This window comes from Streptomyces sp. NPDC057654 (assembly GCF_042800135.1).
GTDB lineage: Bacteria > Actinomycetota > Actinomycetes > Streptomycetales > Streptomycetaceae > Streptomyces.
Window position 1 is genome coordinate 1 of sequence record NZ_JBHVHQ010001217.1, and the last position, 1911, is coordinate 1911.

Annotated in this window: 1 protein-coding gene and 1 pseudogene; both read right to left on the reverse strand. The window is 72.5% G+C overall.

What is annotated here, in order from left to right; genetic code table 11:
• Positions 1 to 395 (reverse strand): annotated as a pseudogene (locus ACFU99_RS42155) (hypothetical protein); the annotation flags it as partial.
• Complete coding sequence (locus ACFU99_RS42160) at positions 395 to 1876, reverse strand: B12-binding domain-containing radical SAM protein (protein WP_384403692.1); 1482 nt, start codon at positions 1874 to 1876, stop codon at positions 395 to 397. The pseudogene ACFU99_RS42155 and the gene ACFU99_RS42160, both read right to left, overlap by 1 nt.
• Positions 1877 to 1911 lie beyond the last annotated feature (35 nt).

Consider the following 1911-nt stretch of genomic DNA (forward strand, 5'->3'; position numbering starts at 1 on the left):
TCCTCGTCGCCGGGCCGCCACTGCATGCCGATGAGGAGGGCGAGGGGCGTGCCGGGGCGGGCGTCGGCGAGGCGCCGCGCGCAGTCGAGGAACCGGGTGACGGAGGCGCGTTGTTCGTCGGCCGTGCCGCGGGCGGTCTGGGTCGGCATGAGCAGGGCGAGGCCGCCGCGCAGCGCGTCGGGGCCGCCGAGCGTGGTGACCAGGGAATCTTCGTTCGTCTCCCGCGCGGGCAGCAGGTGTTCGACAGGGGTGTCCCAGGTGCCCGCGGGCCGGTAACCCGCGGCGACGCGGCGTCTGACGCGGGCCATCAGGGCGGGTTCGCGGGCGTTGGCGGCCGGTCCCGTGTCCGTACGGGCGGGTGCGCGGTCGGCGGTGGGGCGGGTCGGGGGCGTCATCAGAAGTCGCGCAGGGTGTTGGAGTCGGAGCGGGCCAGCCCGGCGAGGCCCGTGAGGGTGTTGCGCCACTGGCCGGTGCGCAGCATGTGGCCGATCAGGGGTCCGGCCATCTTGGGGCGCAGGAAGAAGGCGCGGTACGCGGCGCGGGCCCGTGCCTCCGCGTCCGGCACGAGGTAGCCGATGCGGCTGTCGAACCGGCCCTGGACGAAACGGTCCCAGTAGTCGGCGGGGATGGCTCCGGCCTCGACGCACTCGGTGTGCAGCGGGGTGCCGGGCAGCGGGGTCGCGGTGTAGAAGCTGGCGTAGTCGAGCGGCAGCCGGCAGGCGAGGTCGAGGGTGCGGCGGTACTGTGCGAGGCTCTCGCCGAGCCAGCCGACGATGAAGTAGCCGAAGCCGTTGATGCCCGCGCGGTGGGCGGAGGTGACGGCGGTGGTGATCTTCTCCAGGTCGCTCTCCTTGCGCATCCGGCGCAGGATGTCCGGGTCGCCGTGCTCGATGCCGAAGCGCAGCCGTACGCAGCCGGCCCCGGCCATCGCGGTGAGCAGCTTGTCGGGGACGAGGTCGACGCGGGTGGGCGCCTCCCAGCGCACCTTGAGGCCGGTCTCGCGGACGCGTTCGCAGATCTCGAAGACGCGGCCCCGGTGCAGGGTGAAGACGTCGTCGTAGAACATGATCTCCTTGACGCCGAACCGGTCGCGCAGATAGGTCATCTCGCCGACCACGTCCTCGGGGCTGCGGTACATCGACCGCTTGTCGACGGCCTGCTTGAAGCAGAAGCTGCACTTGAACGGGCAGCCGCGGCTGGAGATCATCGTCGCGAAGGGGCGCGGGGCCATGATGGAGTGGAACCGGTCCATGGGCAGGTCCTCGCGGGACGGCCAGCCCGCGTCCTCCAGGTTGATCATCGGGGCGGGGCCGCCGTGCGCGTCGCGGGTGATGAGGCCGGGGACGCCGCCGTCGGGCTCCTCCTTGTGCTCCAGGGCCTCGGCCAGGCGCGGCATGATGGTCATGCCCTCGCCCACGCCGATGTAGTCGATGGAGTCGTGGCAGAGGTTCTCGGCGGCGTAGACCTCGGTGTGGGGGCCGCCGAGGATGACCTTCGCCCCGGTGCTCTTGGCGGCCCGGCACGCCTCCAGGGCGCCGGGCAGGCCGGGCGTGGTGGTGGTGACGCCCACGAGGTCCGGTGCGAAGTCGGCGAGCGTGCGGCGCAGGCCGTCGCCGTCCAGGCCCATGGCGGGGGTGTCGATCTGGACGGTGTTGTTGAAGCCCGCCTTCTTCAGCGCGGTCTGGATGTAGCCGAGGCCCAGGTGCGGGAGGACCCCGGCGCGCCGCTGCACATGGCTGATCTGACGGGTATTCAGGCATAGGTCGTGGTGGCGCACCAGAGCGATGCGCAGTTGCCGGGGCGGTGCGGGCCGCAGGTCGCGCGCGCTGGGCGCGGGGGTTCCCCAGAGCCTGTTCCCGGCCGGTACGACGGGCAGTTCGGTTCGTCCTCGTGCGCCGGTCGCCTTCGGCG